At 34.9% G+C, this 16,057-nt stretch carries 15 protein-coding genes; 12 read left to right on the top strand and 3 right to left on the bottom strand.

The window, feature by feature from the left end; translation table 11 throughout:
* Nucleotides 1-276 precede the first annotated feature (276 nt).
* The gene (locus LEM02_RS04965; RefSeq protein WP_226080215.1) at nt 277-1,569 is read left to right on the top strand and encodes a cbb3-type cytochrome c oxidase subunit I; all 1,293 of its coding nucleotides are present in this window, start codon (nt 277-279) and stop codon (nt 1,567-1,569) included.
* 112 nt (nt 1,570-1,681) lie between these two features.
* Here the strand turns inward: LEM02_RS04965 and LEM02_RS04960 are convergent, their stop codons facing one another.
* Nucleotides 1,682-2,263, bottom strand: coding sequence for a hypothetical protein (locus LEM02_RS04960; RefSeq protein ID WP_226080213.1), 582 nt, complete (start codon nt 2,261-2,263; stop codon nt 1,682-1,684).
* A gap of 146 nt (nt 2,264-2,409) precedes the next feature.
* Here LEM02_RS04960 and LEM02_RS04955 point away from each other — a divergent pair, with 146 nt between their 5' ends.
* The 9 genes from LEM02_RS04955 (at nt 2,410) to LEM02_RS04920 (ending at nt 12,140) form a co-directional block, all read left to right on the top strand.
* Entirely contained in the window at nt 2,410-4,872 is a 2,463-nt protein-coding gene (locus tag LEM02_RS04955; protein ID WP_226080211.1) for a valine--tRNA ligase, read from the top strand.
* A gap of 299 nt (nt 4,873-5,171) precedes the next feature.
* Entirely contained in the window at nt 5,172-6,188 is a 1,017-nt protein-coding gene (locus LEM02_RS04950) for a hypothetical protein (RefSeq protein WP_226080208.1), read from the top strand.
* 36 nt (nt 6,189-6,224) lie between these two features.
* Entirely contained in the window at nt 6,225-6,905 is a 681-nt protein-coding gene (gene pyrF / locus LEM02_RS04945) for an orotidine-5'-phosphate decarboxylase (RefSeq protein ID WP_226080206.1), read from the top strand.
* An 805-nt stretch (nt 6,906-7,710) separates the two neighbouring features.
* Nucleotides 7,711-8,883 (top strand): phage major capsid protein, encoded by a 1,173-nt coding sequence (locus LEM02_RS04940; protein WP_226080204.1) that lies wholly within the window; start codon nt 7,711-7,713, stop codon nt 8,881-8,883.
* 80 nt (nt 8,884-8,963) lie between these two features.
* Nucleotides 8,964-9,161 carry a hypothetical protein gene (locus tag LEM02_RS04935; protein WP_226080203.1) on the top strand — a complete coding sequence of 66 codons (198 nt, stop codon included), beginning with the start codon at nt 8,964-8,966 and terminating at the stop codon, nt 9,159-9,161.
* A 64-nt stretch (nt 9,162-9,225) separates the two neighbouring features.
* Nucleotides 9,226-9,360 (top strand): hypothetical protein, encoded by a 135-nt coding sequence (locus LEM02_RS06720; protein WP_255586168.1) that lies wholly within the window; start codon nt 9,226-9,228, stop codon nt 9,358-9,360.
* Nucleotides 9,361-9,616: 256 nt separating this feature from the next.
* Nucleotides 9,617-10,411 (top strand): 4-hydroxy-tetrahydrodipicolinate reductase, encoded by a 795-nt coding sequence (gene dapB / locus LEM02_RS04930; RefSeq protein WP_226080202.1) that lies wholly within the window; start codon nt 9,617-9,619, stop codon nt 10,409-10,411.
* Nucleotides 10,408-11,166: a phosphate ABC transporter ATP-binding protein PstB gene (gene pstB / locus LEM02_RS04925; RefSeq protein WP_226080201.1), complete on the top strand. Its 759-nt coding sequence runs from the start codon at nt 10,408-10,410 to the stop codon at nt 11,164-11,166. The genes dapB and pstB overlap by 4 nt, the downstream gene beginning before the upstream one ends.
* Before the next feature lie 68 nt (nt 11,167-11,234).
* Nucleotides 11,235-12,140, top strand: a complete 906-nt coding sequence (locus LEM02_RS04920; protein WP_226080198.1) for an ankyrin repeat domain-containing protein — start codon at nt 11,235-11,237, stop codon at nt 12,138-12,140.
* A gap of 293 nt (nt 12,141-12,433) precedes the next feature.
* Here the strand turns inward: LEM02_RS04920 and dxr are convergent, their stop codons facing one another.
* Both dxr and LEM02_RS04910 read right to left on the bottom strand, forming a co-directional pair.
* Entirely contained in the window at nt 12,434-13,609 is a 1,176-nt protein-coding gene (gene dxr, locus LEM02_RS04915) for a 1-deoxy-D-xylulose-5-phosphate reductoisomerase (RefSeq protein ID WP_226080197.1), read from the bottom strand.
* A 27-nt stretch (nt 13,610-13,636) separates the two neighbouring features.
* Complete coding sequence (locus LEM02_RS04910) at nt 13,637-14,131, bottom strand: hypothetical protein (protein WP_226080195.1); 495 nt, start codon at nt 14,129-14,131, stop codon at nt 13,637-13,639.
* A 282-nt stretch (nt 14,132-14,413) separates the two neighbouring features.
* On the opposite strand from LEM02_RS04910, the gene proS reads away from it, so the two are divergent.
* Both proS and LEM02_RS04900 read left to right on the top strand, forming a co-directional pair.
* Complete coding sequence (proS, locus tag LEM02_RS04905) at nt 14,414-15,673, top strand: proline--tRNA ligase (protein WP_226080193.1); 1,260 nt, start codon at nt 14,414-14,416, stop codon at nt 15,671-15,673.
* Nucleotides 15,670-16,044, top strand: a complete 375-nt coding sequence (locus tag LEM02_RS04900; RefSeq protein WP_226080190.1) for a holo-[acyl-carrier-protein] synthase — start codon at nt 15,670-15,672, stop codon at nt 16,042-16,044. The genes proS and LEM02_RS04900 overlap by 4 nt, the downstream gene beginning before the upstream one ends.
* Nucleotides 16,045-16,057: the final 13 nt, after the last annotated feature.

Here is a 16,057-nt window from a genome sequence, read left to right as displayed (position 1 = left end):
ATCACAACGAAAATGTTCTTAATTGTGGATCAAAAGCATTAACGTAATGTCATGCCATTATGTAAAGATGCTCTTACTATAATAATTTTTATCAAGTATTGATTAAAACACATTCGATAGCCCAGACTAACGCTGTCAGTAATACTACCACAATATGAAATGGAAATGGACGCAGCATTTTCAGGATGAAAGATATTGTTGTAATGTCATTCATTTAAACTATGCATATCAATTTGAAAAATGTACACTGTCTTATGCTATAGTACCTAAAAGTAAATGCTCAACATACAAGATAACGCTCCACTTTGTAGGCAATGGGTATTCTTGGCAGTATGTGCCCTTGCTTGCTCTGGTTTGCTATCAATAATTGTTATCTTTCTACGATTGCCTTTCATTTCCTCTCTCATTCCCTCCGCACAATATATTTTTGATAATGCACTGGTGATACATGTGAATTTGTCAATTTTGGTGTGGATGTGCTCTATAATATCTCTGCTCTTTGTTATAAACCTACAAAATACCAGTAAATGGCTCAATTTTTTATGGGCTCTATCAACCCTTTCTATGCTGCTGATGTTTATATCCGCATTTGTTCCAAACACTGAAGTTATCAAAAGTAACTATATTCCCGTATTACAAAACAAATTATTTTTACTTGGACTCAGTCTTTTCATTACCAGCATATTGATAAATGCAGCCCTAGCCTACATATCAAATAAACAAGACTCATATCTTTCAATCGGACAAATTGGCTTGGTCATTATACTTGTGTCATCATTTCTTTGTGTTGTTTTAGCACATAAAAATATGCCTCCAGGTCTATATCATTCAAACAAGAATTTATTTTATGAATATCTCTTTTGGGGAGGCGGACATTTACTGCAGTTTGCTTTTGCTCAAGCAATGTTTTTAGTTTATTTGACCATACTGAATGCTCGTTATATTAGTCTAAATAAAATTACCATTTTACCACTATCTATAAACACAGTTTTGGCCGTAGGTGCGCCGTTTATATACTTTATTTATTCGGTAGATAGTGCTGAATTGATACAGTTTTTTACCTGGCATATGAGAATTGCTGGAGCAGTTCTGCCGTGCTTTTTAACAATATTAGTGTATTGCAACATAAAAACTCTGCTCAATGATAAGGGCAGTTATCTGCTCCTCTCGTTTGTATTGTTTATTTATGGAGGTGTACTTGGAGTGCTAACTATTGAAGGAAATGTTATCATTCCTGCGCATTATCACGGTTCTGTGGTTGGTATTACTATAGCTTTTATGAATTTTGTCTACTGGCTGTTACCAAAATTGGACTGTGAAGAAATAAAAAGCTCCATAGTAAGATTACAGATTTATGCATATAGCTTGGGACATTTTTTCCACATTACTGGACTTGTTTGGCTTGGTGGGTATGGTGCCTTAAGAAAAGTTGCAGATCTGCCAAGTATTTCATCAATGTTGGCACGTGCTTGTTTTATTACGGGTGGAGCTATATCAGTTATTGGTGGAATGTTATTCGTAATAATTGTGATTTTACATCTTCTTAAAGGCAAGGCTCGTACCAACTAACCCACAGAAACAAAACTAAAAATTTTAGTGTAAAATTACTATATTTACTTTGTACTATGGCTCAAACAACCTGCTTCAAATTTGGAAAGGCAGTGAAATGAAAAAAACTATATCAAGCTACTGAATTCTTATTTGCTACTCCTTGTGGTTCTTGCGTTTCACTTACTTGAGAACTAGGTTTAAGTGCTAAGTATGTCAGACTAGTAGCTATGAGTGCAGGTACTACTGCTATACTAACCATTAACCATATATCTAATTTAGTTGTATGTTCAAGTGCAGTATATACTACTAACCCAACAGCAAAACAAGTACTAGCAGTAGCGATGTATGTTGTTTTTTTTCTTAGTTGTCCAGTTGCTTCATTTTTGGTTTCTAATATTTTCTTTTCTTGCTGTAACTGCTGGATTTGAGTATTTAGTTTATTTTTTTCAGCTTTTAATTCTATATTTTCATTCTCTAGCTGCTTAAATTTATTTATCTTTTGTTTCATTTCACTTCTCATTTCATTTTTTAGTTCATTTCTTATTTTATCTTTCAATGTAGCTATTGCCTCTTCTGGGCTTTTTTTACCTTCTAATTCCAGCACGTCTTCAAGCAATTCTGCTAATTTTATCTTTCCGTTGGAGGGTAAATAGTATGAATCGTATAGAGCATTAACAAGATCTTGTAAATCAGAAAATTCAAAATCAGGCATAATAAACCTCAATACTAAAAATTTATCGTGTAATACATAAAAAACTAAAATCAAGAAAATTTTGCATTATAAACTAAATGGCAGACATTAAAATTGCTGTATTTGCTCAATTGTGCTAACTTAAAGCTTAAAACTGAGAAATATTTATGTTAGAAGAAAAGTATAGCTTTAGGGAAATTGAAGACAAATACAACATATTATGGGAAGGAAGTAAAGTTTATAAATGGAATGGTGAAAGGGATAATACTTTCACTATAGATACGCCTCCACCAACGATATCTGGAAAGTTGCATATTGGTCATATATTTAGCTATTGCCATACGGACTTTATTGCAAGGTTTCAACGTATGCTGGGAAAAGATGTATTTTATCCAATTGGTTTTGATGATAATGGTCTTCCGACTGAAAGGTTAGTTGAGCAAACCTATAAAACCCGTGCAAAAGAAGTTGGCAGAGAAAAATTTATAGAGATGTGTCATGAAGTCATTGAAAAGTCAAAACAAGAATTTAAGGAGTTGTTTAAATCAGTCGGTATTAGTTATGACTGGAATTTAGAGTATCACACAATCAGTAAAGAAGCTGTGACACTTTCTCAAATGTCATTCATTGATCTATATAACAAAGGGTATGCCTACAGGAAAATGCAACCCATTCTTTGGGACCCAGTTGATAAAACTGCAATTGCGCAAGCGGAAATAGAGGATAAAGTCTTTGAATCATCTTTAAATACAATAGTTTTTTTCACTGAAGAAAATGAGCAGATCAAGATTGCAACTACACGACCTGAGTTACTTCCAGCATGTGTTGCGGTTTTTTGTCATCCAGAGGATGAACGCTACACTCAGCTGATTGGGAAAACAGCTATAGTGCCAATGACAGGAGCAAAAGTTCCAATAATAGCTGATGATAAGGTAAAAATAGATAAAGGTACTGGACTTGTGATGTGCTGTACATTTGGTGATGAGCTCGACATATATTGGCAGCAAAAGCATAACTTGCCGATGAAAATTATCATCGATCAGAATGGAAGAATGGACCTGCATGCTGGTGTCATTCAAGTAGCTAACACTGTAATCTATAGTGAAATAAACGGACTAAAAGTAAAAGAAGCAAGAAAGAAAATAATTGAAATCCTAACTGAAAAGGGCCTTTTAATAGAAAGCACTAACATTTCTCATTCTGTTAAGTGCGCAGAAAGATCTGGTGCACCACTTGAGATATTGCCTACTTATCAATGGTTTATCAAGACTTTAGAGCAAAAAACTCAAGTATTAGATAAAGTAAAAAAGTGTAGCTGGCATCCAGAATCTATGCGTAAACGCATGGAGGTGTGGATAGAAGGATTAAGCTGGGACTGGTGCATTTCAAGACAGCGTTATTTTGGTGTACCATTTCCAGTTTGGTATTCAAAACGTAAGGGAGAAGAAGACAAAATCATTCTAGCTGAAGTAAAGGATTTACCTATAGATCCACTAAAAGGTTTGCCGAAAGGATATAGTAAAGAAGAGGTTGTTCCAGATCAAGATGTGATGGATACTTGGGCAACAAGTGCGATCACTCCTCAGCTAAGTGCACTAGCAGTAAACAGTGAGCTCAGTTTACCAAGCCATCGGTATGACAAGATATTTCCTGCAGATCTACGCAGCCAAAGCCATGAGATAATAAGAACTTGGGCTTTTTATACGATTTTGAAGGCGCATTATCATGCAGATTCACTGCCGTGGAAAAATATCATGATTAGTGGTTGGTGTTTAGCTAATGATAAAAAAAAGATGAGTAAATCAAAAGGTAACATCATCACTCCTCATGTAATGCTTGAAACCTATGGAGCTGACGTAGTACGCTATTGGGCAGCAAACTCAAGACTTGGAGTTGACACAGTCTACTCTGAAAATATCTTCAAAATTGGCAAACGACTCGTTACGAAACTTTGGAATGCTAGCAAATTTGTTTCCATGTTCATGGAAAAACACCAAGTATTGAGCATAAATTCTATCAGCGAGACGATGGATAAGTGGATATTGTCCAAATTATATAAAGTGATAGAAAAAACGACGAACAACCTATTACAGTTTGAATACTGCGAAGCTTTGAGCGCAATAGAAGAATTTTTTTGGAAAGATTTTTGTGATAATTACTTAGAGTTAGTTAAAAAACGTGCATATGGAGATGCATTGGACAGCGAGGCAAACATGAGTGCGAAACAGAGTTTGGCATATGTACTTAATATTATTTTGCGGTTATTTGCACCATTTTTGCCATACATCACAGAAGAAATATATCATCAGTTGTATAGTTATAATTCCGTGCACAATAAAAGTAATTGGCCTAGTAAGGAAGAGTTGATCTATGATAAGCATTTTGAGGAAATGGGAGATAATTTTGTGCAGATATTAAACCTCGTCAGGAAAGTAAAAGCAGATAATAATGTATCAGTTAAGTATCTGATAAAAAAGTTGATGATAAAAGCAAGCGTACAAGAGGATAAGTTGGATCAGTCTGCACAGGATGATTTGCAGGCAGTTTGCAATGTGGAAACAATAGAGTGGATGCAGTCTAAGCTTGAAACTGAAGAAGAGAAATACATAGTGGATATAGATTTACATTGATTTTATATGTTAAATTAGTTTGAATACAAGTATCAGCAGCACTAATTTATCACCTTTAGAAGATACAATAAATGTTACATATATGCAGTAGATAAGCTACAGTAAGACAATTTTAATCAATATACACAAAACTGCAGCAGTTTTGTGTATAAGTTATGAGCAATTTACTTAATAAATATAATACATTTTATTTTATAGCTAGTTCTCTGGCTACTCTTACATTACTTACATCTTTAGCGCTTATTAATGTACCTAGTTCTTTAATTCTCGCTTTAGCTGTATTATCTGTTTTGGCTTTTATGATTTTGTATAAAATAATTATTGACACTAGAAAAGTGGGAAAGGAATTTGCTCACAAAGAGCGTGAGTTGACTCAAGAAAAGCACAATTTATACGAGGAAGGAAGAAAATTTGGTCAAAAAATAGAAGCTGAGAGGAAATCTTTTCTTAAAGAAAAAAAATCTTTGGAGGAGAAATTAGAAGCAAAAATTATTCATATAATTGGAATAACAGAAGAATTAGAAAAAGTGACGAAGGAGAAAGATGAGCTTGCTGCACAAGAAAAAGAACTACTCCATAAAATCTCATATTTGTGTAAACAGTTACAGGAAAAAGAAGCTAATCTAACTGAGAGGAAAAAACTCATAATCGAATTGAAAAGAAAAATAGACAATGATAAATATGAAGAATTATATAAGGAAGTAGAGAAATTATCTAAAGAAAAAGAGGAGTTATCTAAAGAAATAGACAAATTACGTAAAGAGAAACATATGCTATATACACAAAAAGAAGAATTATATAAAAGGCAAGAAGAACTTTGTGTAGAATTAGGTGAATTACAATGTAAATTTAAAGAAATTAATCAGAAAAATAAAAACTTATCTCAAGAATTAAAAAGGAAATTTGAAGAGCTAGATAAAGCAGATGGTTTAATTAAAAATCAATCTTTTGAGTTAGACAGAATAAGACAAGATTGTAATAACGAAGTGAAAAATTTAAGAAATTCACTTTTAGAGCGAGACAGCCAAATAAAACAACTTCAATATGTGATAGATAAGATAGAAGAATCGATAAGAGAAAATGAAACAATTAAAGATTATAGCAAAAAAATAATATTAGGAGAGACTCAGAAAATAAAATTTATATTAGGGCAACTTGTGCAATTCACGCCAGGTGAAGATTATAGACCATTAGAAGAAACTTTACCGGGAGATCTTAGATATGAATCACTACCTGCCACCCCAACCAAATCGCCAAATTCACTATTAACAGAATCTTATGAACTTAATCAGAGTGAAGGTATTTGCAAAACATAATAACTAGCTTTATTATAAAAAAAATTATACAAGATAATGAACCCAATAATATGCGCACTAGATACACAAGATTTGAATAAAGCTATATCTTTAGCTAATGCTCTGCGTGATAAGGTTGGCATGGTAAAACTTGGGTTAGAATTTTTTGCTGCACATGGTCCTTCTGGAGTGAGAGAAGTTGCAAAATGCAATGTACCAATTTTTTTAGATCTAAAATTGCATGATATTTCAAACACTGTAGCTAGAACGATTGAAGCAATCAAGATTCTAGATGTTGAAATGCTAACATTGCATATCAGTGGTGGAACAAAAATGCTTCAAGAAGCGCTAAGTATAGTGCAAGGAAAGAAAATAAAGCTAATTGGAGTAACAGTACTAACTAGCCTGAGCAATGAAGATCTAAGCGAGCTTGGAGTGGCAAGAGAAACGAAATCACAGGTAATTTTGCTGGCAAAGCTTGCAAAAAAGATTGGGTTACATGGAATAGTTTGCTCTGCACTAGAAGCTCAAGAAGTGCGCCAAGAATGTGGTAAAGACTTTAAAATTATTACTCCAGGAATCCGTATGAATCGAGGTCATGATGATCAAAAAAGGACAGCAACACCAAAAGAAGCAATAAATTCAGGAGCGAATTATATCGTAATTGGTAGACCCATCACAAAAAGTGACAATCCCGCAAGTAGTGCAGAGTTAATATTGAAATCTTTTTTTGATTGAAGCAGGGCAGATAAGGTAGAATATGGTAAAAGCAACAAACGGTATGTATCCGTTCAGCAGGGTGGCAAAACAAGGTAGACGAGAAAAGATAACTAAATGGGTGTCATCCCAATGCTTGACCATTTTTCTTTTTTTTCTAGATTCCATCGTCACGCGCTGGAATGACAGGGCTGTGAGTGTCATCGAAGTAGCCGATACAGGCCTTTTTCTCCTGTCATCCCAGTGCCCTGACACTGGGATCCAGTTAAATTTACAGGTATAAAAGTAATCAACGTTTCTGGTGATGATAGAAAAATGGATCCCAGCACAGGATACCATTTGTTGTTTTGGCAAACAGCTACGTACTTTGTTGCACATTCTCCTGAATAGATACGCAGCAAAAAAAAGTGCTTGACACAAAAAAATGGATGCTGTATAGTGCTGACAATTAAGTATAATACTTAGCGTGGTGTAACACTACACTACTTTTTTTACTTCAATAAGTAATCAGTATCATTTTTCTCTTGTTACCAAGTAGCTTGCGTTCATTTGTATCTACCATGAAGCCAATGCTAGAATCCAGAAAAAAGACCGGTGAATGGCAGGTACGAGCATTATACGTATACAGTTGTATGAACGTTGTTTACCATAAGGGCGCCTCCCAGCACTGGGATCCATATTGTAAACAAGCGTTTGAGTTATACTAAGCTGCCATTCACCGGTCTTTTTTCTGAATGCAGTTTGCATAACAACGAAAAGGTACTGAGATTAAAGATTACCTTCAAATTACAATACTATTCTAATTTTATTTTTAAAGGAGGCTATTATGTCACTTACTGATATCGCTCACCGTGTTAATGAACTCGCTTCATCATGGGAGCAATTTAAATTAATAAATGATCGCAAACTAAAAGAAATCGAAAGCAAAGGACCTGCAACGATCGAACAGCTATGCAAGATAAATAGTAATATTGATAATTGCAAAGAGCGCCTAGATTTTATTGAAACCTCAGCTCAACGTCCAGAGATTAGCACAGATTTTAACACAGGTGATAAATATTTTTCTGATTATATCCGCAAGGGAATGGAAAGTAGATTATCACACAAAACCCTAAGTGGAGATGACAATGATATTGGAGGGTATTTAGTTACTCCTCATATTGTAAAACGCATAAACAAGCGTATAGCTGATTCATCTCCAATGCGGCAGATATGTTCCAATCAAAGAATCTCTACTGAAACGCTGGATTATATTATAGAAGATTGTGACCGTGCTGGTGCAGGTTGGAGTGGTGAAGTAGTAGACGACGAAGATGGTGGCTATAAATCCAAGTATGATTTTGCACAAGACACAAGTACACCTAAAATTCAAAAGATTTCCATCACAACTTATGAGCTCTATGCTCAGCCGCAAATATCACAAAAATTGCTCGATGATGCATTTGTCAATGTTGAAAGTTGGCTTGTGGAAAAGGTTGCCGAAACTTTCAGTAAGAAAGAGAATGAAGCCTTTATTAAAGGTGATGGCACTTTTCAGCCTAAAGGAATTTTAACTTACGAAAATGGAAATGGTCATAATAAGATAGAGCAAATTAAAGCTGATAAGCTAGACAGCGACGCCATAATGATATTGTACTATTCTCTAAATGAACATTACTCTAAAAATGCATCATTTTTGATGAACAGGAGTACGTTAAAGGACGTAAGGCTACTAAAATCTGAAACAGGTCAGTATCTTTGGCAGCCGAGTTTATCGCTTAAAACTCCAGATACTTTAATGGGAATACCAGTATATCAATCTGCTGATATGCTACCTACAATGATTGCAGTAGCGGATTTCAAACAAGCTTATAAGATCGTAGATAACAGAGGAATGAGAATATTGAGAGACCCTTATACAAACAAACCTTATGTTAGATTTTTTGTCACTAAGCGTGTCGGTGGGGAGGTTGTAAATACCAGCGCTATTAAATTGTTGAAAATTGCAAATAAGTACTAAAACTTTATATTATTTTATAAAATAGTTGACTTACCATGCTTTTTATATAATAATAAAATTATTAATTTAAGGAGTAAAATATGTTTAAAAAAATAAAAAACTTTTTTAAGTGGATTGCTGATCACATAGGAATTTCATGGATTGCAAGAAAAATTTCATCAGGCTGTAAGCGGCTGTTTGGTAGTAAAAAAAGTAAAATAAGTGTTGCGAAACAAAGTATATCACAGCAAGGACAATCTTCAGGTAAAACTACTATTGAAGAAAAAAACAAGAGTTAATAAATGCTTTTACTGCATCTCTTTCTAAGTTTAGAGAAGATTTATCTGATCTTACTCTGAGGAAGTGACTACTGAATCAGAGGAGTTTCATGATGCACCAGAGGACTTTTGTAATCAATCTCGCTCAATAACTGGAGAACCAGAAGCACAAATATATTATATCTCTAATCCGAGCAAAGTAGGAAACGGTTATTATTAAAACAAACCCTTCACAAAAGAGCACCAACTTTGGTGCTCTTTTTTTCTTTGTATGTTTTTTCCATATGATAAAGTTGATTGGTTACAATCACAATTTGTATCTTCCTCGTATCAATTTTCAATAGATTCATCGATGTATAGCTATTTCATAATGAGTTTTGTCAGCGTAAGGCATTGGGCAGTGTTCATAAAGTTATGCTATAGCTTATAAAGATGACAAAGCTTCAAAAAAAGCCTAACATAGTGGAAAAAACTTTATGAAAATCAAAGTTGGAGTAATAGGCTGCTTAGGCAGAATGGGTAAGAAAATACTCAATGAATTAATTACGAATACCAAAGTGGAAATAGCAGGTGCTGTTGCTCGCTTGGGCAGTGAGTATATAGGCTTAGATATTGGGCCTATTGTAGGCAATAATTGCAATTTAGGAATCAAAGTTACAAGTTCTATTAGTGAGGTATTTGAATCGTCCGATGTTGTAATAGATTTTACAACTAAAGAATGTATGCTAAACTGCCTTAAGGCGGCCGTGAAATTTAAAAAACCGCTAGTTAGTGGCACAACTGGAATAGAAGGTCTAAATTTAAAAGAATATGCTGCTAAAGTTCCAATATTATGGTCAGCAAATATGAGTATAGGAGTTAATGTGTTGCTGAAATTGGTAAAAGAAGCTGCCAAGCTTTTAGGTAATGAGTATGACGTTGAAATTTGGGAAATGCATCACAATTTAAAAAAGGATTCACCATCTGGAACAGCTATAGAGTTTGGTAAAGCAGTTGCTAACGCTGCAAAAGTGGATTTTGAGCTCAATCAATATTCACATAATAATTCAAACATAAGAAGGAAAGGAGGAATAGGCTTTGCAGTATCTCGTGGAGGTGGAGTAATAGGAGATCACAGCGTCATGTTTGTCAATTCCGATGAACGAATAGAATTAAATCACAAAGCAATTGATCGTACAACGTTTGCTAGAGGGGCGGTTCAGGCAGCAATATGGTTGTACGAGAATAAAAAGGAAATACCAGGACTTTATTCAATGCAGGATTTAGTATGAGCGATAAATACGCTTTCGTTAAAAATTTAAATCTTTGGTATGGCTCTAAACAAGCTTTATTCGATATAAATTTGAATATTTGCAAAAAGAAAGTCACAACTTTTATCGGACCTTCTGGGTGCGGTAAATCGACATTTTTGCGTTGTTTTAATCGTATGAATGATTACGTACCTGGATGTAGAGCGACTGGTGAACTGGTAATCGATGGGCTGGGTAATATATATTCACGTGATATGGATGTTGTATTGCTCAGAGCAAAAGTTGGTATGGTATTTCAAAAACCCAATCCTTTTCCAAAGTCAATATATGATAATGTTGCTTATGGGCCTAAGTTGCATGGAATGGTGAAAAATAAGCAAAAATTAGATGAAATAGTAGAGAGTAGTTTAACTAAGGTTGGTTTATGGGAAGAGTTGAAAGATAGATTGCAAGATAGTGCACTAAATTTATCTGGTGGCCAGCAACAAAGATTATGCATTGCTCGTGCAATTGCAGTAAAGCCAACTATTTTACTAATGGATGAACCATGCTCTGCTCTTGATCCAATGGCAACCAATGCAATCGAAAACCTTATACAAGAGTTGAAATTGAGATTCACCATAATTATGGTAACTCATTCGATGAAGCAAGCTAAAAAATTAGCTGACAACATAGTTTTCTTTTGCAATGGCAAGATTGTTGAATTCGGAAGTACTCAAGAAATCTTTGAAAATGCTCAGTCTCCTTTAACGAAGGAGTATATTCTGGATCATTAGCTTAATAGTTGATATTTTAATTTTTTCTATGTATAATTTTATCAAGTTTGTTGTGATAGGGGGTTAAAATGTTTAGTACAAGTGAAGCAACAAGAAAGTTGTTTAAAGCTATTGAATTGCAAAATGCTAGTGGTGAAAGAATAACACCTGAGGAAGCTTGGAATCATTTTCAACAAGCATTGAAAGAAGGAGCGAATGTTAACGCTTTTGAGGATGGGATGACACCTTTGATGTGCATTACTTCAGCTTTTGTTACTAGTAATAACGAGGAACATCAATATTTAGAGCTTATGGCTAAGTTGCTTGTAGAACATAAAAAAATCGATTTAAATATTAAAAGCAAGCAAGCTGTTATTGAGAGAAGACCAAAGGAACATGATGGTTATCCAGTGTACGAATTTGAGGGGAGAGAAGTAGTAGATATGGGTGAGAGGGGTTGTGTGTACCTTGATAATCAGCAATCTGTTAGTAGAGCATTTTTACCTGACACTTTTACTCGTGTAAAGGAGGAAATTGAGACCGGTAAGAAGAAAAAAAACACAGCTTTACACATTGCTTGCGAGTTGGGAAATATAGACATGGTAAAAATATTACTTACACATCCAAATATCAAAACTGGTATTAAAAACTATGAAAACAAAAGTCCAAGAGATTGTATTGCAGAATATGTTAAGGAAGTAATAGAACCAGAGTTCATAAAGATAGAGAAAAGGAATCAGATTTTAGAACCAACCACTCAAAAAAGTAATTGTGCTTATGCTTTTTTGTTAACTGGAGCACTTGCTGCTGGTCTATGTTTCACAGTTGATAACCCAGTTCCTCTTGCTGCAGCTGCATTGCTGTTCTTTATAATAGGGGGTAGTTATCTGTATAGAGCAAATACAGTTCTTAACGATGTAAACTTCCCTCAAGTCATTGCGAACGAACGTGCTAGTGATGTATCTGTTCAGGTAAGGTATCATTCCCGCACTTGATGCTGGTTTTCATTTAATCTCATTGAATTTAGCATAAGCTCAGTTTACTTGTAAATTTTTCTGGATCCCAGTGTCAAGCACTGGGATGACATTATGGAATCTGGATGCCAGTGTCTAAGCACTGGCATGACAACGGAGGGCAATTTCCAGTAGGTATTATGGTGTCATTCCAGCACTTGATGCTGGAATCCAGTTTTTTGATCGAAAATGTTGTCTTGTTTGCAATAAATTTTCCAGTGTTACGTACTGACCATTTATTCCTATAGTTGTCTTTTCTCGTCTACCTTATTTTATCACTCTGCTGAACGGATACCTTTACTTTCAATAATTTTGTTGGCAATAATACGGCTTTCAAAATCGATACTTGTTATGTCGGATAGTGAGTTAATATCAGAGTACTTGTCAAAATTTTCTATTGTTGATTTTACCACCTCTAATATTTCTAAAAAACCGATTCGTGATTTCAAGAATTCATTAACAGCTACCTCATTTGCAGCGTTCAAAACAATACTGTTTGTATGTGGAGAAGAAGAATTCAACACTTCCATACTGAGCTTTAGTGCAGGAAAACGTTTATGATCTGGTTCTTGAAAGGTCAATTTTTTTTGTTTTGTTAAGTCTAACTTGTAGTTCAAAGTTGATCTTTCTGGCCAAGACAAAGCATATGCAATGGGAATTTCCATATCAGTTTCTGCAAGCACAGCAAAGCTAAACCCATCCTGGTAAACTACAATGCCATGTACTATCGATTCAGGATGCACTATTGCTTCAATTCTATTTGGACTGATATTGAACAAATGATATGCTTCTATTATTTCTAGTGCTTTATTCATCATTGTTGCACTATCAACTGAGATTTTCTTTCCCATTTTCCAAGTAGGGTGACTTAGTGCCTGATTTACTGTAATACTTTTTAATTGTTCAAGGCTATAATTTAAAAATGGTCCACCAGAGGCAGTGAGTATAATCTTTTCTACACATTTATCATCATTTTGCAGAACTTGAAAAATTGCGTTGTGTTCAGAGTCAATAGGGATTATTTGTACGTTTCTTTCTTTAGCTTTTTTAAGTAGTAACTTACCACCGCAAACAATACTCTCTTTGTTTGCTAGAGCAATAACTTTAGTACCGCTTTCTATGGTCTGCATGACTGGCTTAAGGCCTGCAATGCCAACTATTGCAATAACTGAGAGATCAACAGGTAGAGAAGCAACATTTGCTAGACCTGGAGCACCAACTTCTACTTTGACGTTTGTACCAAGTAGATCTTCTTTTAAATCTTTGTAGAATCTTTCATCAGAAATGGCAGCATATTTTGCATTAAGCAGTTTTGCTTGATATGCAAGTAAATTAAAATTCGAATGGGCACTAAGTGCCTCCACCTGATATTCTTCCTTTCTCTTTGAGAGCAAATCTACAGTCTTTTTTCCAATGCTTCCTGTTGATCCTAAAACTGAAACTTTTTTCACTAATTACAATAAAATCTTCTTAGTTATTTAGTAACCAAGTTCATGGTCATCACCAACAGACGGTGAAGAACCAGGTGAAAAAGATTGGCCATGATGATCACCTGCATCATGCATGTCATGCAAACCATCAGCACTATGAGCCATTTCATTGCTAGCGTGGGGATAATCATCTGGATTAAGTCCTCCATCACCGTGATCCATATCCATTCCTTCCGATGGCATATCTTCTCCACCTCCACCTGAAAAATATTCCGCAAGGTTTTCAAGAAATTTTATGCCAAACATATTACCTGATTTCCCAAATAAAGTTACTAGACTGCTACCACTAACCAAACCTTCAAACACATTATTATAAGCAGCAATTGCTCCTTCATGAAAGTTGAATATCCACTTCATTCCATCCACAATTGTTGCAACAGAGTCACTATGACCAAGACCGAAACCACTTTTTTCACTAGCGGCTTCCTGGTGTTGCTGCTGTGCCTGCCATTCTGCAATATTTGGACCTTGTGCTTCACTCATAAACTTTTATTCTAAGCCTTAAGCTACTATTTTACCAAAAACACTGTAAAATATCAATTGTCTAAGAGAGGTTATCATAAAAATAGCTAACACTAAATTCTGATTACTCTATACCAAAACATTGATAATTTGCTGTAGTAAAAAAGTGATGAAGGAAGGTCTTGAGGTTTAAGACAGCTTCTATTTCTTCTTAGAAGACTGCTCCTCTCTCTTTCCTTTTTAAATAAGTTTACCTACAGGTCTGATTGTATTAAGATTACTTAGTACAATCAGATTTATCAAATGCGCTTATCTCAATATTACCTGCCAACTTTAAAAGAAACCTCTGCTGGTGCTGAAATTATTTCTCATCAATATTTGTTACGTGCGGGCTTAATCAAGCAGACAGCATCTGGAATTTATTCTTGGTTACCGCTTGGCCTTTTGGTACTTAAAAATATTGAAAATATTATCAGAGATGAAATTGGTGCTATTGAAGTGTTGATGCCTTGTGTGCAGCCAGCAAGTCTTTGGCGAGAGTCAGGACGTTACGATGATTACGGCAAAGAAATGCTACGTATTAAAGATAGGCATGAAAGCGATATGCTTTTTGGTCCAACACATGAGGAGGTGGTAACTGATTTGATTAGAAATACAGTAAAAAGTTACAAAGATTTGCCACTTTGTTTATATCAAATTCAGTGGAAGTTTCGTGACGAAGTAAGACCTCGTTATGGCGTTATGAGAGGCAGAGAATTTTTGATGAAGGATGCATACAGTTTTGATGTAGATTACGAAGGTGCACTGAATTCATATAATTTGATGTATAAAACTTACATAAAAATCTTCAAACGCATGGGACTTACTCCAATTGGAGTGAGGGCAGATACAGGACCAATTGGAGGAAATTTAAGTCATGAATTTCATATATTGGCAAGCACCGGTGAGAGCACTTTATATTATGACAATAAATTTTCTGAACTACTAGAGAGTGAAGATATTGAAAGTCTGAAGAGCATATATGCAGTTGCAGACGATATGCATGATCCCAAAAGTTGTCCTATACCGCAAGAACAGTTAAATGTTAGTAAGGGTATTGAAATAGGGCATATTTTTTATTTTGGTGATAAATATTCGAAGCCTATGAAGGCAAGTGTTACCTCTCAAGATGGAAAAAATGTCAATATACATATGGGTTCGTATGGCATTGGGGTTTCAAGGCTTGTTGGTGCAATAATAGAAGCTTCTCATGATAATAAAGGAATTATCTGGCCAGAGGCAGTAGCTCCTTTTAAAGTTGGTTTAATTAATTTACAAACGAAAGTAGTGGAGGCTGTAGATAAAATATACAAAGCTTTGAAAAGCGATGAAGTGCTTTATGATGATACGGACGAAAGTGCAGGAGTGAAATTTGCTAGAATGGATCTGATAGGCTTGCCATGGCAAATAATTGTCGGAAGGAAAGCAGTAAGTGAAAATATAGTTGAAGTAAAAAATAGAGCAACTGGAGAGATAGAAGAAATGCAAATTGAAGAAGCAATAAATCGTTTTAGCGCAAAGTGATATACGGTATTGGCACTGACATAGTATATGTACCCAGAATATTGAGAATATTACAAAAATACAGGGAAAAATTTCTCAATAGAATCTACACTGAAAAAGAAATAGAGCTAAGTAGAAAGTATAATAGTCACGAAATGCAAGCAAAGTATTTTGCTAAGCGCTTTGCTGCAAAGGAAGCTTTTGTTAAAGCGCTAGGCACTGGATTCAGCCAGGGAATTATAATGAAAGATATAGAAATATACAGTAATATCAGGGGAAAACCACATCTTGCTATCACAAAGGATTTCATCTCGAAAGACTACAAGATACACCTTTCTCTAAGTGATGATCAAGATTATGTTACTGCGTTTGTTGTAATTTGCGTTGAGTAGATATTGTTTAGTA

This window comes from Wolbachia endosymbiont of Tribolium confusum, assembly GCF_020405475.1.
In the GTDB taxonomy this organism is placed as follows: Bacteria; Pseudomonadota; Alphaproteobacteria; order Rickettsiales; family Anaplasmataceae; genus Wolbachia.
Note: the sequence above shows the minus strand (reverse complement) of the source record. Positions and strands in the feature narration are given on the sequence as shown.